Source organism: Pseudomonas tremae (assembly GCF_023278125.1).
Classification (GTDB): Bacteria; Pseudomonadota; Gammaproteobacteria; order Pseudomonadales; family Pseudomonadaceae; genus Aquipseudomonas; species Aquipseudomonas tremae.
On sequence record NZ_CP066270.1, the window covers coordinates 3,181,842 to 3,206,133 of the forward strand.

22 protein-coding genes and 3 pseudogenes are annotated in these 24,292 nt (G+C 57.8%); 16 read left to right on the forward strand and 9 right to left on the reverse strand.

The features are described from left to right. The first annotated feature begins 47 nt into the window (after positions 1–47). The 3 genes and pseudogenes from I9H09_RS14450 to I9H09_RS14460 all read left to right on the forward strand — a co-directional run bounded on the left by I9H09_RS14450 (position 48) and on the right by I9H09_RS14460 (position 3,513). Positions 48–872, forward strand: a complete 825-nt coding sequence (locus I9H09_RS14450) for an HDOD domain-containing protein (RefSeq protein ID WP_024669069.1) — start codon at positions 48–50, stop codon at positions 870–872. A 181-nt stretch (positions 873–1,053) separates the two neighbouring features. Continuing rightward, positions 1,054–3,026 (forward strand): annotated as a pseudogene (locus I9H09_RS14455) (DNA topoisomerase III). A gap of 88 nt (positions 3,027–3,114) precedes the next feature. After that, a complete protein-coding gene (locus tag I9H09_RS14460) occupies positions 3,115–3,513 on the forward strand; it encodes a RidA family protein (protein ID WP_053932260.1) in 399 nt (132 codons plus the stop codon). Between the two features lie 8 nt (positions 3,514–3,521). Here I9H09_RS14460 and I9H09_RS14465 read toward each other — a convergent pair whose 3' ends face one another. Then, on the reverse strand, positions 3,522–3,833 hold the full coding sequence (locus I9H09_RS14465; RefSeq protein WP_024669066.1) for a DUF6482 family protein: 312 nt from the start codon (positions 3,831–3,833) through the stop codon (positions 3,522–3,524). 207 nt (positions 3,834–4,040) lie between these two features. Here I9H09_RS14465 and I9H09_RS14470 point away from each other — a divergent pair, with 207 nt between their 5' ends. Beyond that, a complete protein-coding gene (locus I9H09_RS14470) occupies positions 4,041–4,412 on the forward strand; it encodes a PH domain-containing protein (RefSeq protein ID WP_005893391.1) in 372 nt (123 codons plus the stop codon). 64 nt (positions 4,413–4,476) lie between these two features. Here I9H09_RS14470 and I9H09_RS14475 read toward each other — a convergent pair whose 3' ends face one another. From I9H09_RS14475 to I9H09_RS27210, 3 genes and pseudogenes are all read right to left on the reverse strand, one after another. Continuing rightward, entirely contained in the window at positions 4,477–6,273 is a 1,797-nt protein-coding gene (locus I9H09_RS14475) for a methyl-accepting chemotaxis protein (RefSeq protein ID WP_054998165.1), read from the reverse strand. A gap of 132 nt (positions 6,274–6,405) precedes the next feature. After that, positions 6,406–7,269: a methyl-accepting chemotaxis protein gene (locus I9H09_RS27205; protein WP_371903752.1), complete on the reverse strand. Its 864-nt coding sequence runs from the start codon at positions 7,267–7,269 to the stop codon at positions 6,406–6,408. Continuing rightward, positions 7,264–8,019: pseudogene (locus tag I9H09_RS27210) on the reverse strand (HAMP domain-containing protein); the annotation flags it as partial. The gene I9H09_RS27205 and the pseudogene I9H09_RS27210, both read right to left, overlap by 6 nt. A 209-nt stretch (positions 8,020–8,228) precedes the next feature. Here I9H09_RS27210 and I9H09_RS14485 point away from each other — a divergent pair. Then, positions 8,229–9,173: a DNA/RNA non-specific endonuclease gene (locus I9H09_RS14485; RefSeq protein WP_053932258.1), complete on the forward strand. Its 945-nt coding sequence runs from the start codon at positions 8,229–8,231 to the stop codon at positions 9,171–9,173. 95 nt (positions 9,174–9,268) lie between these two features. Here the strand turns inward: I9H09_RS14485 and I9H09_RS14490 are convergent, their stop codons facing one another. Next, complete coding sequence (locus I9H09_RS14490; RefSeq protein WP_236502336.1) at positions 9,269–10,102, reverse strand: DUF1206 domain-containing protein; 834 nt, start codon at positions 10,100–10,102, stop codon at positions 9,269–9,271. A 278-nt stretch (positions 10,103–10,380) separates the two neighbouring features. Here I9H09_RS14490 and I9H09_RS14495 point away from each other — a divergent pair, with 278 nt between their 5' ends. From I9H09_RS14495 to I9H09_RS14505, 3 genes are all read left to right on the forward strand, one after another. After that, on the forward strand, positions 10,381–10,752 hold the full coding sequence (locus I9H09_RS14495; RefSeq protein ID WP_054998163.1) for a hypothetical protein: 372 nt from the start codon (positions 10,381–10,383) through the stop codon (positions 10,750–10,752). 2 nt (positions 10,753–10,754) lie between these two features. Continuing rightward, positions 10,755–10,937, forward strand: a complete 183-nt coding sequence (locus tag I9H09_RS14500; protein ID WP_005893397.1) for a DUF1289 domain-containing protein — start codon at positions 10,755–10,757, stop codon at positions 10,935–10,937. A gap of 105 nt (positions 10,938–11,042) precedes the next feature. Continuing rightward, on the forward strand, positions 11,043–12,296 hold the full coding sequence (locus tag I9H09_RS14505; protein WP_054998162.1) for an MFS transporter: 1,254 nt from the start codon (positions 11,043–11,045) through the stop codon (positions 12,294–12,296). A 6-nt stretch (positions 12,297–12,302) separates the two neighbouring features. Here I9H09_RS14505 and I9H09_RS14510 read toward each other — a convergent pair whose 3' ends face one another. Beyond that, positions 12,303–13,052 (reverse strand): carbon-nitrogen hydrolase family protein, encoded by a 750-nt coding sequence (locus tag I9H09_RS14510; RefSeq protein WP_122347191.1) that lies wholly within the window; start codon positions 13,050–13,052, stop codon positions 12,303–12,305. Positions 13,053–13,242: 190 nt separating this feature from the next. On the opposite strand from I9H09_RS14510, the gene I9H09_RS14515 reads away from it, so the two are divergent. Further along, positions 13,243–13,779 carry a hypothetical protein gene (locus tag I9H09_RS14515; RefSeq protein WP_024690836.1) on the forward strand — a complete coding sequence of 179 codons (537 nt, stop codon included), beginning with the start codon at positions 13,243–13,245 and terminating at the stop codon, positions 13,777–13,779. Here I9H09_RS14515 and I9H09_RS14520 read toward each other — a convergent pair. Then, positions 13,772–13,987 (reverse strand): hypothetical protein, encoded by a 216-nt coding sequence (locus I9H09_RS14520; RefSeq protein ID WP_122323385.1) that lies wholly within the window; start codon positions 13,985–13,987, stop codon positions 13,772–13,774. The two genes, I9H09_RS14515 and I9H09_RS14520, sit on opposite strands and share 8 nt — an antisense overlap. Before the next feature lie 124 nt (positions 13,988–14,111). On the opposite strand from I9H09_RS14520, the gene I9H09_RS14525 reads away from it, so the two are divergent. The 4 genes from I9H09_RS14525 (at position 14,112) to I9H09_RS14540 (ending at position 20,915) form a co-directional block, all read left to right on the forward strand. Beyond that, positions 14,112–15,413 carry an Nramp family divalent metal transporter gene (locus tag I9H09_RS14525; protein WP_122323397.1) on the forward strand — a complete coding sequence of 434 codons (1,302 nt, stop codon included), beginning with the start codon at positions 14,112–14,114 and terminating at the stop codon, positions 15,411–15,413. Positions 15,414–15,638: 225 nt separating this feature from the next. Then, positions 15,639–17,750 carry a TonB-dependent siderophore receptor gene (locus I9H09_RS14530; protein ID WP_236502335.1) on the forward strand — a complete coding sequence of 704 codons (2,112 nt, stop codon included), beginning with the start codon at positions 15,639–15,641 and terminating at the stop codon, positions 17,748–17,750. Between the two features lie 52 nt (positions 17,751–17,802). Then, the gene (locus I9H09_RS14535) at positions 17,803–18,531 is read left to right on the forward strand and encodes a DUF4198 domain-containing protein (protein ID WP_236502334.1); all 729 of its coding nucleotides are present in this window, start codon (positions 17,803–17,805) and stop codon (positions 18,529–18,531) included. A gap of 443 nt (positions 18,532–18,974) precedes the next feature. Beyond that, a complete protein-coding gene (locus I9H09_RS14540; RefSeq protein ID WP_024671170.1) occupies positions 18,975–20,915 on the forward strand; it encodes a methyl-accepting chemotaxis protein in 1,941 nt (646 codons plus the stop codon). A gap of 207 nt (positions 20,916–21,122) precedes the next feature. On the opposite strand, the gene I9H09_RS14545 is transcribed toward I9H09_RS14540, so the two are convergent. Further along, positions 21,123–22,007, reverse strand: coding sequence for a LysR family transcriptional regulator (locus I9H09_RS14545; protein ID WP_236502333.1), 885 nt, complete (start codon positions 22,005–22,007; stop codon positions 21,123–21,125). Positions 22,008–22,116: 109 nt separating this feature from the next. On the opposite strand from I9H09_RS14545, the pseudogene I9H09_RS14550 reads away from it, so the two are divergent. The 3 genes and pseudogenes from I9H09_RS14550 to I9H09_RS14560 all read left to right on the forward strand — a co-directional run bounded on the left by I9H09_RS14550 (position 22,117) and on the right by I9H09_RS14560 (position 24,042). Continuing rightward, a pseudogene (locus I9H09_RS14550) lies at positions 22,117–22,992 on the forward strand (MBL fold metallo-hydrolase). A gap of 105 nt (positions 22,993–23,097) precedes the next feature. Beyond that, entirely contained in the window at positions 23,098–23,496 is a 399-nt protein-coding gene (locus I9H09_RS14555) for a hypothetical protein (RefSeq protein ID WP_122323390.1), read from the forward strand. 60 nt (positions 23,497–23,556) lie between these two features. After that, on the forward strand, positions 23,557–24,042 hold the full coding sequence (locus I9H09_RS14560) for a GNAT family N-acetyltransferase (RefSeq protein WP_122347188.1): 486 nt from the start codon (positions 23,557–23,559) through the stop codon (positions 24,040–24,042). Positions 24,043–24,114: 72 nt separating this feature from the next. On the opposite strand, the gene I9H09_RS26915 is transcribed toward I9H09_RS14560, so the two are convergent. Continuing rightward, the gene (locus I9H09_RS26915) at positions 24,115–24,240 is read right to left on the reverse strand and encodes a hypothetical protein (protein ID WP_005617503.1); all 126 of its coding nucleotides are present in this window, start codon (positions 24,238–24,240) and stop codon (positions 24,115–24,117) included. Positions 24,241–24,292 lie beyond the last annotated feature (52 nt).

Genomic DNA, 24,292 nt, shown 5'->3' on the forward strand with positions numbered 1-24,292 from the left:
CTGGCTATCGTTGAAAACATCCCCGCCTTGCAGAGGATGGCCTTGCCATGCTGAGTATCGAAAAACTTTTTGACGATTTGCACAGTCTTCCCAGTATTCCCAAAGTGGCTCAGGACCTGATGCTGCAGTTCGACAACCCCTCCTCCAACCTCGAAAGCATTGCCCGTAATATAGAAAAGGACCCGGTGATCGCGGCCAAGGTGCTGCGGCTCGCCAACTCGGCACGCTTTCGGGGATCGCGGGATTCCTCGAGTATCGAAGACGCCGCCATGCGCCTGGGTTTCAACACCTTGCGCACCTTGGTAATGGCCTCCGCCGTGACCGGTGCGTTCAAGGCCGGGCCGAGTTTTGATCTAAAGGGGTTTTGGCTGAAAAGCTTCCAGGTCGCCGGGATCTGCCGAATGCTGGCCAGGCAGACCGGCGTCGACCCGGAAATCGCTTTTACCTGCGGGGTGATGCACAACATCGGCGAACTGCTGATCCAGACCGGCGCCCCCGAGGTCGCAGAGCGTCTGAACGCAGCCGGGGCCAGCACACCGGGACGCGGCGCCAGCGAAACCCTGCAGTTGGGCTTCAGCTACCCGGAAGTCGGTGCCGAACTGGCCCGGCGCTGGCAGTTGCCGAAGGTGATCCTGCAAGCCATCGCTTATCAGGCCAAGCCGATGCAGGCCCCGGACAACGCACCGTTACCGCGTATCGTCGCTCAGGCAATCACTGTATCGGATGCGCTGGAAAGCCACAGCGGTGCGACACCCGAAGCACAGAATGCGTCCGGCGGACCGCTGATGGAAGGGATCGACCTGGATGCGCTTTTCGCAGGACTGCCTGCGGTGCTGGAAGCGGACAAGGCGTTTTCGGAGCTTCTGAGCTGAACTGCATGGCGCACGCCTGGCACCTGTGACACCTTCCAGCCTGCGACGCTGTCATGTCCGGATGCTCCGCATGACAGCGACAGCCACCTATTTATCTGTATATCCATACAGATAAAACTTGCTCCACGTTCGTTCAACGTCCATCCTTGCAGCCTCACACCGGTAATCGACGACGGTAGTCATGCGGCTGTTTCTCTGCGAAAAACCCTCCCAGGCCAAAGACATTGCGGCTGCGCTCGGCGCTACCCGGCGTGGCGATGGCTGCTGGGTGGGAGCCAATACCACCGTAACCTGGTGCATAGGGCATTTGCTGGAAACCGCCCCGCCCGATGCCTACGATGCGCGCTACAAACGCTGGGTGCTGGAAGACCTGCCCATCGTTCCGGAAAAATGGAAAATGCTGGTCAAACCCAGAACCGCCAGCCAGTTCAAGGCGGTCAAACGGTTGCTGGGCGAGGCTCAGGAACTGGTCATCGCCACCGATGCCGACCGCGAAGGCGAGATGATCGCCCGCGAACTGGTCGAACACTGCCGCTATCGCGGGGCGATTCAGCGTTTGTGGCTGTCGGCACTGGACGACGCGTCCATTCGCAAGGCATTGGCAGCGCTCAAGCCAGGTGCAGACACCTTCAGCCTGTACCACTCGGCTTTGGGCAGGTCGCGCGCCGATTGGTTGATCGGCATGAACATGAGCCGTCTGTTCACGCTGCTGGGACGGCAGTCCGGCTACCAGGGCGTATTGCCCGTCGGACGTGTACAGACCCCGACCTTGCGCCTGGTGGTGGACCGCGATCGCAGCCTCGCGGACTTCGTCCCCGCGCCATTCTGGGCCATCGACGTAAAGCTGCTTCACGACAATCAGGCGTTCATCGCCCAATGGCGCGCGCCATCCGATGCCTGTGACGATCAGGATCGCTGCATTAACCAGCCGCTCGCGCAACAAGCCGCCGAAGCCATGCGCAACGCATCCAGCGCGAGGCTGGTCAAGCTGCGAACCGAGCGCATTCGCGAGACAGCCCCCTTGCCCTTCGATCTGGGTACCTTGCAGGAAATTTGCTCGAAAAAGCTCGGGCTCGGCGCGCAGGAAACCCTCGACATCGCTCAGTCGCTGTATGAAACCCACAAGGTCATTACCTACCCGCGCAGCGATTGTGGCTACTTGCCGAACAGCCAGCACGGCGAAGCGGCGAGCATTATCGGCGCACTGGGCAAGGCCGACCCGGCGTTGGCAAGCCTGTTGCCACACCTCGACCCGCAACGTCGCTCGCGTGCGTGGAACGATGCAAAGGTCACCGCCCACCACGGGATTATTCCCACAGCCGCCGTTCGCGGCGTTGAACGTCTGACCGGCAAACCCCGAGCGGTGTACACCCTGATCAGAGCCCGCTACCTGGCGCAGTTCCTGCCCAACCACGAATATGATCGCACTCAGGCAGATTTCGACTGCGCGGGCCATGCGTTGCGGGCCGTCGGCAAACAGATTGTCGAGCCCGGCTGGAAACGGGCCATGCCAGAAGCACTGGCACCAGCCAAAGGTCGCGAGGCGCCTGCCCCGCAACCACTGCCCACGTTATTTCAGGGCTGCGAGTGCGCCGTTGCAGACGTGACTCTCAAGGACCTCTGGACCCAGCCGCCCAAGCCGTTTACCGAAGGCGACCTGATCAAGGCAATGAAGAACGTCGCCAAATTGGTGGAAGACCCGCGGCTCAAGCAAAAGCTCAAGGACACCACCGGCATCGGCACCGAAGCGACCCGCGCCGGGATCATTCAGGGGTTGCTGGACCGCGGCTACCTGACCAAGCAAGGCAAGGCGCTGTGCGCCACGCCGGCGGCCTTCAGCCTGATCGATGCAGTGCCCCGCGCCATTGCCGACCCGGGGACCACGGCTATCTGGGAGCAGGCGCTGGACATGGTGCAGAGCGGCGAGATGAGTCTTGAGGAGTTTGTCGCCAAACAGGCGGCCTGGATGAGCAAGCAGGTCAGCCGTTGCGTCGGCATGCGCATGACCATCAGCGGCCCAGCCAGCCCGGCAGGCGCTGCGCCGCCCTGGAAGAAAAACGCAAGACGGCAAAGCGCAGCGCTGCGGCATCCCCGGCATCTACAGGCGCGACTAAAAAGCCACGGCGCGCCGCCAAGCCAGCCGTGAAAAGTTGAGCAGGCACAAGCCACAAGCACGCTAAACGCGCCCGACAATTGCACACTCATCCGTTACAGACCAAGGCGTTACAAACAGGTGTTATCTATGTCAGATCGCGAAATCATCGTCCCGCCCACCCATCAGTCGATCATGGACCGCGCAGGCTATGCCCCTGCTGTAAGGGTGGGCGATACGCTTTACTGCGCCGGGCAGGTAGGACGTACACGGGATATGGAAGTCATTCTCAACCCGGAGGCACAGTTCATCGCCTGCTGGGAGAACCTGCGCACCGTCCTGGCAGAAGGCGGCTGTACGTTCGAAGACATCGTGGACATGACCACTTATCACGTCGCGATGAGCGAACACATGCCGGTATTTCGCGAAGTAAAGAATCGTATCTTCCCTCGCGGTCAATGTGCCTGGACCTGTATCGGCGTCGCGGAACTGGCACACCCCGGCCTGTTGCTGGAGATCAAATGCATCGCGGTCAGACGCAGCGCCTGACCTTGTAATCACAGGCTCGAACGCAGCGGAATCTCGTGGCGGGAAGACTCTGGCTCAACACTGTCCATGCCCACCATCTCATCATAAGCAGTGGCCTGGGACATGAACAGTTTCACATCCGGCACTGAGGCAAGTACCTTGCGCGCTTCTTCTACCGAGGCGACGTGCAGCGTCTTGCCGGTCGAGTCCTGCACAGGTACGGAGCTGCCGTCCACCCGAGCATGGAGTACGTAGGATCCGCCTTCCATGGAGATCAGATCGAGTTCGCGAACCTTCTCTTCTTTTACATGTTTTGTCAGTTCTTGAATGTTCAAAGTCACACCTCCGGGGACGTTCTGGAAATCAGCGCCTTGTAGAAATTGAGCCTTTAACGGCGTGAACGTTCCGTTGTTCAACTTCAAACCGCGTCATTCTCCCCGGCCATTGCCGCATGAAATGCGCAGAGCGATGTTATTCTAAGCCTCCATCGGGCGCAGGGCTGCGCATGTAGCACATTCCCGTCCGAATGACCGCTCAAGGATAGACCGATGATTGATTTCAATAACAAAGGCTTCTTCAAACTCAAGCAGAATGACGAATATGCAGACCGGGTCAAGGAGCTGCTACTCGACGGCGAAGAAGTGATCGACTCCTATAAATCCATGCGCGATGGTGTGGTGTTTACAACCAAACGCATTATTTCGGTCAACGTGCAGGGTTTGACGGGCAGCAAGAAAGACTTCACGTCACTGCCGTACAAAAACATCGTGGCGTGGTCGGTTGAAACGTCGGGCACGTTCGACCTTGACTCAGAGCTGGAGATCTATTTCTCGGCAATCGGTAAAGTGAAGTTCGAGTTCACCGGCAAGACGTCTATCGTCCAGATATCCAGATACATTTCCCAGCGTGTTCTGGGCTAATAGCGTTCCTGGCCTGCGCCTGACGCAGGCCTGTCAGCCTCGCTGCCTTAGTTCTCCAGCAGCATTACTTGCCCAGCAACAGCGCTGCGTCGAAGCCCATCCGCAAGTTGCCCCAGTGGCGCCCTTCGAAAAAGAACGGCACATCTATTTCAGTCATGATCTCGCCGGTATCACGCAAATAGGTCTGTAACAGGAAGCGTTGCTTGTTGCCCGCCGCTCGCAGGCCTATCGGGTCGGAGAACATGCGTTTATTGCGGCACACCGGCAGGTCAACATCGCGATTGCCGGTCGGTTTCTGCGAGACCCAACTGTTATTGACCGGGCAATACCCCTTGCTGTCCACAATGAACGTTACCTTGCCGCCGCGGGTGCCCTTGGTCAGCTTGTCACACTCCTCCTGACAGACCTGCGCAAAACGCTCGGTGTAACCGGTGGTGTATTGCTTGGGGTCTGTTCCCGGGATCAGCTTGTAGCTCTGATCGAACAGGTTGACGCCCTGCTTGTGCAGCTCGGCCAGACGCACTTGCAGAATGTCACGGCATTGGCTGGCTCTGGTGATTGCCGCATCCAGCTCGCCATGCCCGAGCACGAATCGTCCCAGCAGGCTCTGAACCTGCTCGGCCACACCTGAAAGGTCACGAGTCGCAGTGGCTGAGTGTTGCATGCGCTGATCAATGGCCTGACTGTCAGAGTAAATCCGCGTTACCCGCTCATTTATGCCGGTGTTGGTGGCCGCAAACTGCTGGATATGCGCGGCGATGTCCGCCAGCTTGTCATTGGTGGATTCGAAATCGCCGATCATGCTCTCGAAGTGACCGGACGCGCGCTCCACCACCATCTGGGTTTCGCGTGCGCTGTGACTGATCTGAATGGTCTGCTCGTGGGTGGAGCTGACTTCCTGAAGCATCGCGTCGATGTTACGCGAGATGTCCTCGGTAGCCCGGCTTACATTCTGTGCCAGGGTACGCACCTCATCGGCCACCACGGCAAAGCCTCGCCCGCTCTCCCCGGCTCGCGCGGCCTCGATGGCCGCATTGAGTGCCAGCAGATTGGTCTGCGCCGAAATCTGCTGAATGAGCCCGACAATGGATTTGATACTGGATGAGCGCTCGTTCAGACCCGATACCAGCGAGCCAAACTCATTCAGGCTACTGGATATCTGGCTGATGTTGCCGGTCACCTCCAGTAGTTCGGCGTACGAGTCGCGAGCCATGCTCAGATTTTGCGCGGTGGTGCTGGAAATACCCTGAGTCTGCTGCGAGACGTCCTTGATACTGCCCACCGCCATGTTGCTCTGGTCCATGACTTCTCTGGCAAAACGTGCTTGGTCAGTAGCGCTGTCGCTGGAGTCACTGATGTTTTTCAGCGAGCGTGCAGACTCGACCGCAATTTGCACGGTCAGCCCCTGGATACTGCTGATGACCTCGCGCTGCTTGGCCAGAAAGCGGTTGCAGGTACTCGCCAGCACCCGAATTTCGTCATGAGTGAGCAACGGCAGGTCTTTGGACAGGTCCCCCTCACCGCTGGCGACCTCTTCGAGCGCGCGAGTCATGGACATGACCGGACGCACGATCAGGTGACGAAAGTACCAGACCATGAAACTGACCATGACCAGCGTGAATAGCGTGCTCAGCAGAATTGCGTTGCTCAGCACGTCAAGCTGGCTCTGGACCTTGCCCAATGCCGCAGCGTCCATTGGAGTGCTGCGCAGTTGCAGCATGATGTCGGAGCGAATGTTCAGCGCCACCCAATACAGCAGGGCGCTGACCAGGACCAGCAGAAAGAGGCTTGAGAGCTTCTTGGTCAGTGTGTCGAAAAACTGCTTTTCAACTGACTCGTACAAAGCCTTTAGCGTCTGCATCGTGTTGCTCCTGGGGTGAAAGGTGATTCTCGTGCGATGGTTAACGTCAGTCGGTGGCAAAGCTTTAATGCATGACTCGCCAGTCACACAGTTCGCGGCACCTGAGGCGCCGCTGATCCGGAGTATTTAGTCTCAAAGTTGAAAGCGGTCAACCGATTGCGAGAGCTGCCCGGCCATCGCTGACAGCTCATCTGTGGTGCTGGCGGTCTGGACGATGATTCGGCTGTTGCCCTCGGACATGCTGGCAATCATCTCCACCTGATGGGCGATTTCGTTGCTGGCCAGGCTCTGTTCGCCAATTGTGCGGGTGATGTCATTCACCAGTTGAGTCGTGCTCAGCGTGGCATCGAGGATATCGCTGATCGCGCGTTCTACTTCGGCGGTGACGGCCATGCCCTTGTCAACCTGAGCGACACCGGCTTCCATGCTGGTCACCGCCTCGCGGGTACTCTGCTGAATGCGCGCGACCATCGTGGTGATTTCCTGAGTAGAAGCGCTGGTGCGTCCCGCCAGGCTGCGCACCTCGTCGGCCACCACGGCAAACCCCCGGCCTTGCTCACCGGCACGCGCCGCTTCGATGGCCGCGTTGAGCGCCAGCAGATTGGTCTGATCGGCAATGCCCTTGATGACCTGAATAATATTGAAGATCCCCTCCGAATCCTTGTCCAGCGTGCGAATGACCTGCGCGGACTGTTGCGCGGAGCGGGCAATACTGTCCATGTCATTGACCACCTGATGAATCACCCGACCGCCGTTCTTGGCCAGGGCTTCGGCCTGACTGGCCATTTCCAGAGCTTGCCCGGCATGCCGGGTGATTTCCTCGATGCTGGCGGTCATCTCGCTGGTCGCTGCCGACATGGTGCCCGCTGCAGAGCTTTGCTGCCGACTGCTATCGGCCACGTCATGACAACCGCTGCTGAGTTGGCGGCTCATGCCGCTGACGCCATGCGCATTGGTACGAACCACTTCAATCATGCCGCGCAGATCGCGCTGCATGATTGCCAGGCTACGAATCAACATGCTGGCTTCGTCACGGCTGCGCGGCTCGGCGATGGGTTCGCTGAGGTTGCCGCGAGCAATGCTGTCGGCGATACGGCTGGCCGATGCCAGAGGGATCATGATGCTGCGAGTCACCCAGTGCCCTTGCACGATCAGCAGTAAAAGGCTGACCGCAAGCACCACCACCAAGGTGAAATTGGCACTGAGGATCGCCTGCCGGGTCCCCTCGCCGCTGGCTTTGGAATTGTCTTCGATCAAGTCGCTGAGCGTCGACATCCGCTCCTCCAGTTGAGTGAAGGCGCTGCTGAACGTGCCAAGCTCCTGCTGTGCGCGGTCCGGGCTGTCGAGGGCGAGGCCGACAATGCGCTCACCTGCAACGATATAGGCGTCGAGGCTTGGTTTGAGGCTGTTCAATTCTGCCCTGATGACAGCGGAGATCGGCAACTCGAGATTTTCGCCTACCGCTTTACGAAATTGCGCAGCATGTTCGGCGAGAGAGGCCTGCACCTCGTTGCGGGTGCTGCTGCTTTTGCCCAGGCCGACCAGCATCGCTGACAGCACATCGGAGCGCAGCGCGTCGTGCATCATGTCGGCTTGCAGGTGATTGCCCAGCGCCGCCATGCTGACTTCGCTGTCAAGCATTGCAGTCTCTGTGCGGGTATTGCCCAGGTAATTGACCAGACTGATGACCAGGACGGTCAGAACACTGGTGCCTATCAGCAAGAACAGACGTAGTTTTATCGACATCCTGAAGCCTCTGCGGTTAATGAATAACACGAGCTGCGGATTGCTCTTATCAAGAGCTTATCGACGCACATGGCCTGTAACTTAAGCCTGTTTACGGACTTTTAATGAATCAGCGTAATGGTGCGTCTGATGGTCTTACCTGACGCAGGCCTGTAACGCGGCTATGGTGAACTGTGACTCAATTCACGCCCATCGCAGGAGCAAGCACCGTGCCTGACAAGAAGATCGCCATCGACCTCAACTATCGACCCCGTCTTGCCGACCTCAAGCCACTGACCTCAACTGCGCGATTGCTTGAGCCACAGGCGCTTGCCGCAGCTCGCACAACGCCGGCAAGCGAATTGAAAAAGCGCAAGGGTTACGCCGACAACTTTCTCGGCGATTTCGTCGTGCCGTGGCCTGCTGCGGACGAAGAGCTGGCGCCTGATGTCTATCCGCTGGGCAACACCGGCAACCGCCTCGATTACACGCACTTCTCCATTACCATGTCGCGCAGTCGACGCCTGGCACTGTATGTGGGCGTCAATATTGATGGGGCCAACAGCGTAGAGGTCAAACGCAGCAAGGATACCTGGTCTTTGGATGGCCGCCTGCCCGCCGAGGCGCAGATCGGCGAAAGCCTGTATGCCGACAACTTGCTGGATCGCGGCCATCTGGTCAGACGTCAGGACCCTAACTGGGGCAAGGAAGCCGAAGTGGCCAACAGCGATACGTTCCACTTCACCAACTGCTCGCCGCAGATGGGCGCGTTCAATCAAAAGACCTGGCTGGAGCTTGAGGACTACATCCTCGATAACACCAAGCGCTGGAAATCCAGAGTAACGGTATTTACCGGCCCGGTGCTGCGCGATGACGATCGCAGCTACCGGAACATCAGGATTCCGTCGGCGTTCTGGAAAGTTGTGGCGTTTCTGGGCGATGACGGCAAGCCTTCAGCCAGCGCTTACATGATCGATCAGAGCAGCGAGCTGGGTAAGCTGGACATCATGTTTGGCCCGCTCAGAACCTGGCAACGCAGTGTTGCGCAGATCGAGCAACTCACCGGCATACGCTTTGGCGACCTGTCCAGTTACGACGGCTTCTCCAACGAGGAGCGCCTGACCGGGACACGCATCGAGGCGCAGATCCGCGGGCCACAGGACATTCGGGTCTAGCACGTTACACAAGCCATCGACTTCAGACCGTTCTTGCGCAGATAAAAAAGGGCTGCCTGACACAGGTGTCAGGCAGCCCTTTAATTTACAGGCAATCAGCGAAAATGACGCGCCACGGCCTCCGGCGCGTCGGGTACGTCCATGTTGATCTTGCGCCAGGCGGCCTGGGCAAAGCTGTACACCGAAAAAGCGATCAAACCGAGAGCCACGACAAGCAGCACCAAGCCACCTGCTGGCAGGTCCTGCAAGCCATTCAGCGCGTCCTTCATGCCCGGCGGATGCATCGCCTGATAGCTGGAGCCGCTGACAGCCAGTAACACGGCAATCTCGATGAATGCCACGCCGCGAGCGATCAGGCCAAAGCGAGACACCGGACGGACATACTTCATGACATCTTCGTCAGCCTCGAAGTACTTCTCGAAAGACGCTTTGTAACCCTTGATGATATGCACGATGCCCAGTGCCAAGGGCACCAGCGCAACGACATAGACCAGCAGGTTGGAATGATCCCACGACAGAATCGAGGCCAGCAGGTCCTTGGTCTGGCTGCCACCCGAGCCGCCGGAGCTTTTCAGCCCGCTGATCAGAAGACCGAGCGCGAAGAACGCCAGTGCGCCATACGTGAAGCCGCCCACCAGCAGGCCGCCCCGGATGACCAGCCCCTTGAGCTCCCGACCATGATGGTCCACATCCTGCCTGGCCTGCAGCACTCGCCAGGCGGCAAAGGCGAGAAGACCGACGATCACCAGACTGACAAGCACATTTCCGAATGGTTGACTCAACAACGCCTCAAGGCTGCTGTGACTGTCAGCAGGCTGAGAAGAACCTTGAGCGGCCAGAACGGCGAACAGCCCGATAATCAGATACACCACACCACGAGCGGCATAACCACCTCTTGCAAGCAAAATCAGTCCACGTTGCGCCGACATAAATACAGATCCCTGAAAGTAATTACAGGAACAGACCCGGCACGTTCTCAGGGGTTCGACTCAATTGACGGCGTGCAGCCAAGCACATGCCTGCGCAGTGTTCAGGTTCCCGCCAGCTCTCGCGTCTACTGCGGATTACCGTGCATAGAGCAGCGAATAATTCCTCTCCGCTGCCTGAAAGCAACCAGGCATCACTTGTAAAATGCACTGTTTTTGGACCGCGCCAACAATTCAGGTATCGTGCGCAGCCATCCACCTGCCACTACCAGAGGCCCCAGATGCCCTCAAGCAAACGCGAGCAGGCCCACACTGAGCGCAAGCTTGTCACGGCGCTGACGCAGGCTTGTGAAACCGCCAAGTCTGAAATGCCCGGCTTTTGCTGGCTGACACACGAAGTCGACTACGCAGCCTTTCCCTCCAGCCTGCAGGTGGTTTGGGTGTTCGATACGCTGGCCGACAAAAATGCGGCGCTGAGCCATGCTCTGGACAAGCGAATGATCGAACTGACCGGCGAGGCGTTTGCCGAAGCACAGCTGAGCGTTGCGAAAGTGTCAGCGCATGTGCATGTCGACTCTGAAGAAGAGTGCATTCGCGACAACGGCGGTGATTGGCAGCAGCGCATTCGGCGCAAGTACACCAGGCGAGGTTGATCATGGCGAAGGACATCGAAAACCCGTGCATTTCAGTCTGCCAGCTCAGTGGCGACCTGTGCGTCAGTTGTGGGCGCACCAAGGATGACATTCGCAAATGGAAACGTATGAAACGCCCGGAGAAAATGGCGGCGGTACAACGCGCTAGCCAACGCATGAAGAGCTTGCAAAAAAAGAGCATTTAAAAACGAAAGTTTCATCTTGGTCGGGAAACTTCTCCAAAACGGTTTATGTCAGTATCCACCGTGACTCGGTTGCCTGGAGTCTGACGAATTACGGGAATAGAGCTATTGACCAGCCATGCCGATCGCCGCAACACCCTTTCACTGGACAGCCTGAATTTTTTCCTCGCTGATGTGCGCGATGGTTTGGGCCCTTACCTGGCGATTTACCTGCTTGCGGTTCACAAATGGGACCCGGCAAGTATTGGTGTGGTGATGACCATCGCAGGCATTGCGGGGCTGCTGACCCAGACACCGGCAGGTGCGCTGATCGACCGCACGCCCTACAAGCGAGCAATGATCGGCGTCGCGGCACTGCTGGTGACGCTGAGCTGCCTGATCTTGCCTTTCACCTCATCGTTTACCCTGGTTGCCCTGACTCAGGCCCTGAGCAGCGTTGCCGCATCAGTGTTCGCACCCGCCATCGCCGCCATTTCGTTGGGCATCACCGGACCAAAAGCGTTTACCCGACGCACCGGGCGCAATGAAACCTTCAATCATGCGGGCAACGCCTGCGCAGCCTTGCTGGCCGGTGGCTTCGCCTACCTGTTCGGCCCGATTGCAGTGTTTTATCTGATGGCCGCGATGGCGCTGGCCAGCGTCGTCGCGATCAGTTTTGTCTCTGCCGACGCGATAGACCATGACGTTGCCCGAGGCTTCGATGCCAGTCACGACACCAGTGGTCATCACGCCTCCGGACTTTCCGCCCTGTTGAGCAATAAACCGCTGCTGATGTTTGGCATCTGCTGCGCGCTGTTCCACCTGGCGAACGCAGCGATGCTGCCACTGGTTAGCCAGAAACTCTCGCAGATCAACATGCAGATGGCGACACCGCTGACATCAGCCTGCATCGTTGCCGCGCAACTGGTCATGGTTCCAGCAGCACTGCTGGTAGGTATGAAAGCGGACGTCTGGGGGCGCAAGCCGCTATTGCTGGCCGGCTTTTTGTTCCTTCCGATTCGGGGGGTTCTCTACACCTTCTCCGATGATCCGTACTGGCTGGTGGCAGTGCAAATGCTCGACGGAATCGGTGCAGGCCTGTTCGGCGCCTTGTTCCCGTTGATGGTCAAGGACCTGACCCAGGGCAGCGGACGCTTCAACGTGAGCCTTGGGGCGCTGTCGACCCTGTTCGGGCTGGGCGCGGCGCTGAGCAACAGCCTGGCCGGATTCGTCGTGCATATGGCTGGCTACAGCGCAGCGTTTTTGACCTTGGCAGGTGTAGCAGCCGTTGCGTTCTGTCTGCTGCTGGTGGCAGTGCCCGAGACGCTTTCACGGCCCCGACACACGCCGGCTCCGAAACCTGATCAGGCATTGAGTACGTAATCTGAGTTATTCCCACATCACCCCTCTCACCTGCCAGCCTTCGTGCTGGCAGGTCGCAATGACCAAACCGCTCCCGGCCCCGTCCATCCCTCCAACCCAACGCCCTGTTTCGTCCCACAAACCACTGCGTCCCGCCGACTGCCAACCGCCCGTAGGCCCGCCGTGATTGGCCATCAGCACCGGTAACCGGTGACGCTGGGCATGCCCGGCGAGCAACTCTGCATCATGTGCGTAGCCGCCTGGCGAAATCAGCACGCTTGCGGCGTACAGCCATGCACCGCCGTCCGAGATACGTTGCACATGTTCAGAATGACTGAAGTCGGCACACACGCACAGGCCAATTCGGTGCTGATCGAGGTGCAGATAGCAATCTTCGCTGCCGGGACTGAAGACCGCATCTTCTCCGGGATGCAGGTATTGCTTAGCGTAGCTAATGACATCGCCATGGGTGGTGAACGTCAGCGCGCCAATTTCGATGCGGCCATCGGGTCCTTTTAGGGGTACGCCAACCGTGGTCACCAGTTGCAATTGCATGGCCAGCGCGCGAATCGGGTCCAGGCATGCATCGTCGGGTGAAAGCACCAGTTTGCGGGCGAGATCAGGCTCGTAGCCAGTCAGCGACAACTCAGGAAACAGCAGGTAGTGCGCGCCCAAGTCAGCGGCACGCTGCATGAACGCCAGATGTCCGGCGAGATTGTGCTTGAACTCGCCTCTGAGTGAACAGAATTGCGCAGCAGCCAGTGTCGGTGAAGTCATTTAATTGTCCATAGGCCATTGAGTTCGGTGGGGCGTGAATCACTTGGGGTTTGATGACGTCCGCCTGAATACCGTTCAATATGAGGACTGCGCCAACCATCATTCTGACTAGCGCAGTGCTGCCGCATTAGCGGGCAAACTGCTAATCTTGCGGGGTGCTGATCCGGCACCTTACTGAGTTATTCCGATCATGGCTGATCAATCTTCTTTCTCGCGATACAACATCCATTTCGCAACATTGCTATTGAGTAGCCTGGCATTTTCGCAGGCACAGGCTGCGGTCGAGGTTACTTCGGGCGGGACGGTGTCTCAAGACAGGATCGCGGCAATCCATGCAGAAAGCGTCGGTCACTCTTTACGCAATACCGATATGACTGTGAGCGACTTGCAGGAACTGCAGCGCAACTCAAAGCGCAACGCTGATGAGATTGCGAGTTTGAAACAGACCATCAATGCACAGGCAAAATTGATCGAAGAGTTCAAACGCGGCGCGGGCAGTCAGTCGCTCGGCAACGCGAGTGATACATCAGCGTTGAAGAGCAAAATCGACGAACAGAACAACAAAATCGAAAAGCTGGAAAGTCAGATAAGCACCCTGAAACGCAGTTCCGAATCCGGCGCCAATGCCAATGATGTAAGCAACCTCAAACGCGAGATCAGCAGCACGCAAAGTGACCTTAAGTCGCTGAAAAGTACAGTCGACAGTCTGAGCAACCGTATCAAATAACGGCATCACTCGATGAAAAGTGAGCGACACCAAAGCTGTTTTCGCTCACCCCCGTGTTTTTTACATTGCGCCACTCTTCATAGGGCACATGGCTCGTACTGCGGGCAGTACGAGCCACAAACAGTGTCTGAGGCCAAACCTGGTCGTACTTTTTTTGCGCGAGACTGATGATGCGTTGGTCTTGTGCGAAGCCAATGAACACCAACACCGTCCCCCACCCGTAAAACGTTTTTACACATGGTTACATTTGAATTTCCACGCCAGTTGTACGACGTCTTATCTTGCTCATGAGTGAGTGAAGTCTCAATACAATAACAATGGAGATCAAACGCATGTCCGGCACCCCTACGCTTGAAGAAAAGGCGGCACCTGCAGCCGAACCCCGTCTCAAAAAGCTTGCCAAAATGCTCGGCCCCGGGATCATCGCTGTGCTCTCCTGGCTGGGCGCCGGGGACCTCATCACGTCATCCGTGGCAGGTGCCAGTTATGGCTACGCCATGATGTGGGTGCTGGCGATATCCTTGCTGCTCAGGTTTCTGATCGTCAACATCATCGCCCGTTTTCAGCTGTGTAATAACCAGGGCATGACTATTCTGCAGGGCTATGCGCAGCTTCACCCACTCTTTGCCTGGTTCATGCTCGGTTACGCGTTATTGATGGGGCATTTGATCAACGCCTACATGATCAAGGGCGCGGGTGAAGCATTGGCGATGCTGTTGCACATCAATCAGCCGCTGCTTTGCTCGGTCGCGGTGGTGCTCGCCGTGTGGCTACTGGTCGCTCGCAATATCTACACGATGATCGAAGGCGTCATGAAAGTGCTGCTGGCAATCATGACTCTGGCGTTTCTGACTCTGGCGATCATGTCTGGTCCGGATGTCACCGGCATCATCAAAGGCACGATCGGTTTCAGCATTCCGCCCGACGAAGGCGTACATGGCGCACTGCTCGTAGCCGTGTCAGTAATCGGTGCGGTGGCCGGCTCCATCGCCAACTTCGTCCATCCTTATGTCATGCGCGAAAAAGGCTGGACGGGGCCGCAACACAAGCGCATGCAGCGCAACGATCTGCTGTTTGCGGTGATCGTCGGTATCGTCATCAATCTGGCCATCTGGGTGGTAGGCGTTGAAATTCTGCGACCCAACGGGATTCAGGTGAATACCCTCGCCGACCTGGGCAAGGCGCTGGAGATATTCTTCGGCCCGTTGGGCTGGTACATCTTTTTCATCGGCGTGTTTGCCACGCTGTTTGCCAGTATTTCCGGCAAGACCACCGCCTTCCCGATGCTGATCACCGACGCCTTCCAGCACATCAGCCCAAAGCGCCGCGAACGCTATGGCAAGGTCTTCCACAACGACCCGATGCACAAATGGTTCATGCTGTTCATTCTGGTTACTCCACTGATCTGGTCGCTGCCCGGCATGCCCGACTTCGTGACGCTGACGCTGGGCGTCAACGCGCTGAACATCATTGGCTTGCCGATCATCTCGCTCGGGCTGCTGATCATGTCCAATCAAAAGTCGCTGTTGAGCAAGGAATACCGCAATAACTGGTTCGAGAACATCGCACTGACCTTCGCCACCGGGCTGGCGTTGTGGGTGGCGTTTCAGTTGGGCACGGAGTTGATGGCGTAAGCCGGCAAACGCTGGATTTCCGCTGAGTACCCCATCCCCAAGTCCATTCTCGCCCATAGGAATGGACGCCGTTCAACGATCAAACCGTCGCCCCAACTCCAAACGTTGCCCTCACACATCCAGCAACCTGCTGATCGAAGGGACTGCGACACTTCGCCTCCAACAAACAGAAATAATTCTCAACGGAGATGTTATATTGTATCTATAACTATCAGGAAGTATCACATGTCGTCTCGTAGAATCGCGTCTCTGGCAGGCTTTGCAATCGGGGTGTTGGGCAGTAATGGCTATGCGGAGGAGCAGCCAAAGACCATCGAGCTGGAGAGCGTCAACGTCACCTCCGATTATCAGTACGAAACCGCCACCGGCCCGGTAAAGGGTTATCGCGCTACCCGTTCGGCCACCGCCACCAAGACCGACACAGCCCTCCAGGACATCCCGCAGTCGATCAGCGTGGTGCCCGCTTCGGTACTCAAGGATCTTGGCAGCAACAGTGTCGAACGTGCGCTGGAGTTTGCCGGAGGCGTGTCAAAGCAAAACAACTTCGGCGGCCTGACCCTCTACGAATACAGCATCCGCGGCTTCACCACTTCCGAGTTCTACAAGGACGGTTTCAGTGCCAACCGGGGCTACCCTGCCACGCCGGACGCGGCGAATATCGAGCGTATCGAGGTGCTGAAAGGCCCGGCAGCCAGCCTGTATGGGCGTGGTGACCCGGGCGGGACGGTCAATATCGTTACCAAGAAGCCTCAGCGCGAAGCGTTCACTACGCTGCAAACCAGTGCGGGCAGTTGGGATCGCTATCGCACCGCACTGGACGTCAATACGCCGCTGGACGAAGAAGGCAAACTGCTTTCTCGGGTCAATCTCGCCGTCGAAGACAACAACAGCTTTCGTGACCATGTAGAAAGCAAGCGGGTCTTTGTTGCGCCCTCCATCAGTTGGCAGCTGAACCCCGACACCAGCCTGCTGGTGGAAACCGAATTCGTGCGGCAAAAATCGACGTTCGACCGGGGCGTGGTTGCCCCCAACAACAAGTGGAGTGGCGTGTCCCGCTCGACCTTCCTGGGTGAACCGGACGACGATATCGACAATGACAACAACATGGTCCAGTTTGCGCTGGACCATCAGCTCAATGATGTCTGGTCGTTGCGCCTGGCCAGTCACTACAAGCAAGGCGAGATGTCGGGCTTTGCCAGTGAAGCGCGCCCTCTCAACCCTGATGGCCGCACCGTCAACCGCCGCTATCGCGAGCGCGACAATAACTGGCATGACAGCATCACCCAACTGGAACTGCATGGCCATTTCGACGCACTCGGTCTGGAGCACGAAGTGCTGATCGGTACCGAATACGAGAACTACCGCAAGAACGAGCGAGTCACGAACATTGGCGGTAGCGCCTACGCCATCGACATCTATAACCCGGTGTATGGCCAGCCCAAACCAAACGGCGTGCGCTCCGGTACGGATTTCTACGAACACATTGAAAGCCGTGCGCTGAACCTGCAGGACCAGATTGTCTTTACCGACAAGCTGCGCGGCATGATCGGCGCGCGCTACGAGCACTTCGACCAACAGGTCGATGACTTCATCACCAAAACCAACCCCGACCAGCGTCACGATGCATTCACCCAACGCGCCGGGCTGCTTTACCAGCTCACTCCGCAGGTGGGCGTATTCGCCAACGCGTCCACGTCATTCAAGCCCAATAATGGTCTGGACGCAGCCAGCAAGACCTTCGATCCGGAGGAAGGCGTCGGTTACGAAGTCGGGATCAAGAGTGAGCTGTTTGACAACCGTCTGAGCACCACCCTCGCCGCTTTCCATATCGAAAAGGAAAACGTTCTGGCGCTGGACCCGGGCACCGACACCAACCGCGCCGTGGGCAAGGCCCGCAGCCAGGGTTTTGACCTGCAATTCACCGGGCAGGTCAGCGAAGCCATTCGTGTGATCGGCGCGTTTGCCTACATCGATGCTGAAGTGACCAAGGGTGACCGAGCCATACCCACAGGCAGTCGTATCCTCGGCGTGGCCAAACACAGCGGCAGCCTGTTGAGCGTCTACGAGTTTCAGGAAGGCCTGTTGCGTGGCTCGGACATAGGCGCAGCGTACACCTACGTCGGCGACCGCTCAGGCCAGTCGGGTACAGGCTTCGAGCTGCCTGCCTATCAGACCGTCGACTTGCTCGCTCATTACAAAGCCAGCGACAACGTTACGGTGGGCCTGAACCTGAACAACATCTTCGACGAAAAATACTACGAGCGCTCTTTCAGCAATTACTGGGTTGCTCCCGGCGAACCGCGTAATTTCACGGTCAGCCTGACACTTGGCCTCTGACGCTGATAACAATCGATTAACAACAGACGACCCACAACAACAAGGATGCACCATGCTTTCAACAAAACCTTTTCTGGCCTTGGGCCTGCTCGGTGCGCTGTTTGCCACGCACGTCAGCGCACATGGCCTGTGGACCGAGCAACGCCGCGGCAATATCGAAGTGGTCTACGGTCATGGCGCGGAAGACAACGCCTTCAAGGCACAGAAAGTCAGCGGCGCCTGGGCATTTGACCGTCAGGGCAAGATGATCCCGGTGACCGTGCAACGCCTCGAAGACCAAGCTCGGTTAGTGCCGCTCAAGCCGCCTGCAGTCATGTCCGTGGCGCTGGATAACGGTATGTGGACTCGCGACGCCGAGAAAAAATGGATCAACGAAGGGCGCAGCAAAGTGCCCAACGGTACCGACTCGATTCATACGTTCAAATACAGCGTCGCCATCTATGAAGAAGTTGCGCACCTGCCATCGTTCAACAAACTGAATTTTGTGATAGTGCCGCTGGCTGATCCATTGATAGTCGGTGTGGGCAAACCATTACCGGTGCGTGTACTGATCGACGGCAAGCCCGCCGCCGGTATCAAACTGATCGGCGACTACCGCAGTGCGCCAGGCGTGATCAGCAGCGAAACGGATGCTCAGGGCATGGCCAATGTGATCGTACGCAACGAAGGGCTGAATATCATCGCCGCCGAGGTCACACTGCCCGTCAAGGACAATGCAGATATCGCCGAGCGTGGCCTGTTTACCTCACTGACCTTTGTCGGCGAGGCGCATCACGACTGACCCTCGCTGAAACGAAAAACGCCTGCCCTGGGCGTTTTCCGCCTGATGACAAGCGATACATGGACGCCTGCCCTGTATCGCACTCTCCCTCCATATTCCCTCCGATAAAGAACGTTTCCAGAAACCTCCGGACTCTGCATTTCCTTTCGCCCAAACGACACCAACTGCCTGTTGCCGGGTGATTCTGATCAATCTCGGTGCGCAGGCGGAACCGTGTTTCCAGATGTTTGACGGACGGGCCTGTAACGCATCAATACTCGCCATATTTATGCGTGAGCGACAGTGCATGTCCATTAACGCCATGCTGCCTAAAGGTCGACAACAATAAGCCGTTGGCTTCTTGGTAGACCATAAGACCACGCTCCAGGTATTGGCCTGAGGCGACAGACTGCAAACATGCAGCGCCCGACACGTGCGGCAGTAATGAACACTCCGGAGCTCATATGAACATCAAGCAAAAATTGACAGGGGCGTTCGCAGTCATTGCGTGTTTGCCCATAGTGGTCGTGGCCGCCATCGTTGTAGTGAACTTGCGCGGCAAGGCGACAAGCGATTTCGTCGACAGCAGCGGACGGGAAATTCGCCAGGTCGACAATGCCATGCAGTTGTTTTTCGATGGGATCGCACAGAACGTCAATTACATTTCAGCGCACCCGTTGATCGCCGGGGCGGGCGATGATTTTCGTAGTTATACGGGCGCCGCCCCTACCCCGCAATCGGACAATGACAAGCAGGCAACCGAACTGTTTGCCAACATTGCCAAGGCTCATCCCGCCTACGCTTATATTTCTTACGGCTTGGTCAACGGCAGCTACATCATGACGCCGGAAGACCCGAAAATGAGCAACTACGACCCGCGCGTGAGGCCTTGGTACAAGACCGCCATGGCAAATCCAGGCAAAACCGTGCGCAGCGATGCGTATTACTGGGCCAACGACGATGCCACATTGGTCAGCACCATCAGGGCGATTCCCAACAAGCTGGGCAACCCAGGCGGTGTAGTCAACATTGACGTATCGCTCAAGCAACTGACCAACATCGTCAAGCAGATGAAGCTCGGTGATAGTGGCTACGTGATGCTGATGGAAAAAAGCGGCACGGTACTGGTCGACCCCAAACAGCCAGAGCACAACTTCAAGAAGCTGGGTGAACTGGGTGACGGTTTCGCCGAGCTGGCAAAGACCGACCGGGGCCTGGTTGAAGTGACGCTCAATGGCGAGCGTTACATGGCTAACGTGTACCCTTCCGAACAACTGGGGTGGGACTTCATTGGTCTGATCAGGCAGGACGAAGTGATGGCCTCGGCCACCCGCCTTACCTGGCTGATTGGCATTATCGCTGCAGTGCTGGCGTTGGTTTTCGCGATTGTCGGGGCAAGCTTCGCCCGCGTCATCGTGCGTCCGATACACAGCGTTTCCACTGGCCTGGAAGGTATTGCCGGCGGCGAAGGCGACCTGACTCAAAACCTTGTCGTTCGCGGCAACGATGAAACCGCGCAACTGGCAGGCTGGTTCAACAAGTTCCTGACTGCGATTCGAGGCCTGATCCAGCATATAGGTCAGGCAGCCGGAAAGATTCTCGAGGCGTCGCACAGCTCCACTCGCGTTTCCAACGACATGGCCGAGGCCGCCGGACGCCAGCGCGAAGCCGTGGACATGGTGTCGACTGCGTTTCATGAAATGGTTGCCACCTCCAACGAGGTTGCACGCTCATGCAGTCAGGCGGCCGACTCTGCCGACAGCGGCCAGCAGCAGGCCCGCGAAGGTCAGCGGCAGATTGATGACGCGGTGCGCAGTGTCGACCAATTGAGCGAAGAGCTTGCCCGCTCGGCCAAAGAGATGACGCAACTGGAGAAGGATAGCACCGGTATCCAGTCGATCCTGAACACCATTCGCTCGATTGCCGAACAGACCAACCTGCTGGCCCTGAACGCTGCCATCGAAGCTGCCCGCGCAGGTGAGCAGGGTCGCGGTTTTGCCGTGGTAGCCGACGAGGTTCGTGCGCTGGCTAAACGTACTGCCGATTCGACCGCCGAAATCGACAGCCTGCTGGGCAATCTGGCCAAAGGTACGGCGTCCGTCGCACAACAGATGCACGCGAGTCTTGGCGTTTCTCATCAGTCGGTCACCAAGATCGGCCAGGCACGCAGCAGCTTTGGCCAGATTCGCGAGTCGGTGGATGTGATTCGCGACATGAACACCCAGATTGCAACCGCAGCCGAAGAGCAGCATCAGGTAGCAGAAGATATCAATCGGCACATCAGTCAGATCCACGGCGATGCGCAGCTGATCGCCGACCTTTCGGACGCGGCCCGCGCCGACTCCAGAAGTCTGGAGACGCTGTCCAGCGAACTGGACAGTCTGGTGCACAAGTTCAAGACTTGAGGCCTGCGACTCTTGAACATGCGACGCAGTGCGGGTCTTTGACGCAGAGCGTCACTAACGGCATTCCCACGCTGGAGCGTAGGGAACGATAACTGCACTATCGTGCGAAGCCTGAGCGTACTGCACGATAACCGCAACTATCGTGCGACGCTCTGCGTCGCCATGCCGTTCCGGACGCTCCGCGTCAGCTCCCGAGCAGGCGGCGTATCATTCGCTCGCAAACCATTCGGCCAGAAAATCCAGCATTGTGCGCAAGGTTGCAGACTGGTGATGCCGTGAGGTGTAGATCGCATGTATCCCCAGCGCACGGGGCTGGTAGCCGGGCATCAGCGCAACCAGCTTGCCGATGGCAATCAGTGGCGCTGCAGAATGCACTGGCTGCAAGGTGATACCGGCACCTGCTACTGCGGCTTCCAGCAAAACCACTGAATCGTTGGCACTGAGGTTGCCGCCCACCGGCACACTGAGTGGCGATTTTCCATGAGTAAATTCCCACAGGCTTTTGCCGAAGTAGGAATAGGTCAGACAGTTGTGCGCAGCCAGCTCCTGAGGCCTGGACGGCGTACCGCGCAAAGCGAGATACGCTGGCGAAGCACAGACAATCGAATAGCACTGTCCCAGCGGACGGGCGATCACGTTAGGGTCCAGTTGATTAGTGATGCGGATCGCCAGATCGATACGCTCGCTGACCAGATCCACAGCCTCATTGCCGATCAGAAAATCGACCGAAGTGCCGGAATAACGTTGCAAATAGACCGTCACCGCGGTTGCCAAAACTGCCTGCGCCAGTGACTGCGAACAGGCGATACGCAGCATGCCGCGTGGCTCATCAACTTGCGTATCAGCAGCCAGCGGCACTGCATCAGCCATCTCGACAAGCTGCTGGCAACGCAACAAAGTCACTTGTCCGGGCGCAGTCAGGCCGAGTTTACGCGTGGTACGGTGCAGCAATCGCGCGCCCGCCCAAGTCTCCATTTGCGCCAGATACCGAGTAACCATGGCCCGGGACATGTCCAATGCCTCGGCGGCAGCAATAAGGCTGCCCCGCTCGTTGATGGCAATGAACACACGCGCGGCAGTGATGCGATCCATTATTCGTCCGGTTCAAGCAATCAATAATTGCCGATACTGAGGCTTTTGTTTCGTTTCAAGCAACCTAAGATAGTCGCTTCAGCCCTGCCTCGTGAAAGGTTGCCTCCCTATGCTGCGTATTTCCCTGCTCGCCCTATCGCTCTCCGCCCTGCTGCCCATTGCCGCCCAGGCCGCCACTCCATTGGTGATCGACGTCTACAATCCGGCAGAAAAAGCCGTATTCCCGGTGTCATCCGAACTGGTTACCGGCGAACACGATGCAGTGCTGATCGACGCACAATTTCAGCGCAACGATGCTCAGGCGCTGGTAGAGAAGATCAAGGCCAGCGGCAAGAAGCTCACCTCTGTCTACATCAGCCACAGTGACCCCGATTACTATTTTGGTCTGGACGTCATACAAGCGGCTTTCCCGGATGCAAAGATTGTCGCCAGCGCGCCCACCGTCAAAGCGATCAAGGCGTCGATGCAAGGCAAACTCGCGTACTGGAGCCCTATTCTCAAAGACAACGCGCCTGAGAAACTGGTACTGCCGGAGGTGCTCGAGGGTGATCACCTGAGCCTCGAAGGGCGTTCGCTGGAAATCAAAGGTTTGACAGGCCCGGCACCGGAGCGCAGCTACGTATGGATTCCATAGCTCAAGGCCGTCGTCGGCGGCGTCGTGGTGTCCAGCGGCATTCACGTCTGGGTAGCTGACACGCAGAGCCCGAATTCCCGGCAGGACTGGCTCGCCACACTCAAGGGCATCGAGGCATTGAAGCCGGCCACGGTGATTCCAGGCCATTACCTGGGGCAGATTCCTCAAGGCACCAAGGCCGTTGCCTTTACCGCCGACTACCTCAAATCCTTTGAAAAACAAGCCGCCAAAGCCAAGGACTCCGCAGCCTTGATCGATGCGATGCAGAAAGCCTGGCCACAACTGGCCGAGCCGAGCTCGCTGGAATTGAGTGCCAAAGTCATCAAAGGCGAGATGAAATGGCCTAACTGATCTGGCAAAGGCAAAGCCTTCACCGCTGGCTGAGCTTGCGGAATACGCAGTGAAATCGCTTCACGGGTATGGTCAGACGCCCACCTCAGTGGCTATGCTGCGTCAATGAATGCGCCTGCCAAGATCCGTAACCCCTGCCCGCCCGGCGCTTGCGACTGCAAGCGCGAACGGCTGGACACAGAGGATGCCGACCTGCGGATTCTGCTACTGACACGCGAGGCCGAAAAAAATCTTATAGAGCGTCTGGAACGCATCGAAAGTCTGGAAGACCTTGAGCACATGCAGCGCAAGATTTTCGAGCAACTGGGCGTGCGCGTCGAGATCGCCCCCGGTTTCAATGAAGTACGCACCATGCGCGGTATCAGCATTGTCGTCGAAGAGAAGATCGGGCTCTGTCGCAAGGCCCGCCAGTCGATCCCCGCTGCCATCCGCCGCGCCCTTGAGGCACGCCCTCAAATCGCCTACCAATTACTCAATGCCAACGACCTGCTGCGCGACGCCTGACTATCGAGCGGCTGACAACTGCGGCTATCATGCGGCGCCCATCAGCCAAGGAATCCCTGCGTGCCTCTCGAAATTCGCCCTGCCACTGCCGCCGACGTCGATCAGATTCTAGCCTTCATCACCGAACTTGCGATCTACGAACGCGCCGGGCATGAAGTCAATGCCAGCGCCAAAGACATTCAAAAGTCCCTGTTTGCCGACGACGCCCCTGCGAGCGCACTGATGTGCCTGTACGACGGCACACCGATTGGCTACGCCGTGTATTTCTACAGCTATTCCACCTGGCTGGGGCGTAACGGAGTGTATCTGGAAGACCTTTACGTCACCCCTGAACAGCGCGGCGTCGGCGCCGGACGCGAACTGCTTCGGCATATTGCTCGCGAAGCAGTGGCCAACGACTGCGGCCGTCTGGAATGGAGCGTGCTGGACTGGAACGAGCCGGCTATCCGGTTTTACGAAGCGATCGGTGCAGAATCGCAAAGCGAATGGGTGCGCTACCGGATGGAAGGCGCCAGTCTGCTGGATTTCGCCAACGGCGGCGAATGAATCATAAGGCCCTCAAACGACAACGCCCGACCTGAAAAGGCCGGGCGTTCTGGTGATAGCACCTTGAGTCGGTCAGCAGACCCCAGGCGGAATGCCGTCCTTGTTGAAGTCCTTCAGGCGTTCCTTTTCTTCCGGCGTTGAATGCGCTGGTACGTCACTGGCCGGTTCTGGTTTTTTCTCGTCTTTTTTCTCGGTCATGGCTGGATACTCCGTGTGTGGGTATTTCAGTAAGGCCACACGCGATGCATTC